Below are 685 nucleotides of genomic sequence, written 5' to 3' on the forward strand. Positions count from 1 at the left end.
TCAGCTTCGCGGATCCTTGTGCTGATGGCTGTACGGGTTGCTTCTTTCAGTGCAAGCGGCAGGGCTGACTGCCAGGCAGCCATGGCCTCGGATTTCTGTCCGGCGGTGTAGAGTTTATTGCCGCTTGCAAGACCGGCTTTCGCCTTGTCTTCCTGAGCAGCGAGGCGGGCAAGCTCGCCTTTTCGGGCAGGAATCGCTGTTTCTAGATAGTGTTTTGCGTTCTGGTTTTGGGCATCGATGGCCTGCAGCTCATGGAACTTCGCCCCAGAAGCTTCCAGACTGTCCGCCTGGAAGAGAGCTATGCCCTCGCTCTGCAACTGTTCGATCCTTCCCTGCAGTGCCGCTTCTTTTTCGCGTTGCTTCTCGCGGGCAACATCCATTCTGCCCATGTATGCAATCCGGCTCTCCGGGGTTTCAGTCTGGTTTACGGCCTGCTGCCAACCAACAAGGGCTCCGGTATAGTCGCCTGCAAGGAAAAGTTTTTCTGCACCTTCTGCCGCTGTTTCAGCTTTGAGTTCCACTGCAGCACGGCGCTCAAGTTCGGCTTTGCGCGCAGGAATCTGCACCTCGTAATAGTCCATCGCCTGAAGGTTGGTAGGCTTCAGTGCAAGAACTTCACGGAACTTCGCTTCTGATGCTGTGAGGTTGTCGGCATTAAAGAGTGCTGCGGCTTCCGACTGCAGTG

General features: G+C 55.9%; 1 pseudogene. It reads right to left on the reverse strand.

Annotation, left to right across the window (positions count from 1 at the left end):
- Positions 1 to 685: pseudogene (locus EKD02_RS10075) on the reverse strand (hypothetical protein); the annotation flags it as partial.

It is taken from the genome of Chlorobium phaeovibrioides (assembly GCF_003968655.1).
Lineage (GTDB): Bacteria > Bacteroidota > Chlorobiia > Chlorobiales > Chlorobiaceae > Chlorobium > Chlorobium phaeovibrioides.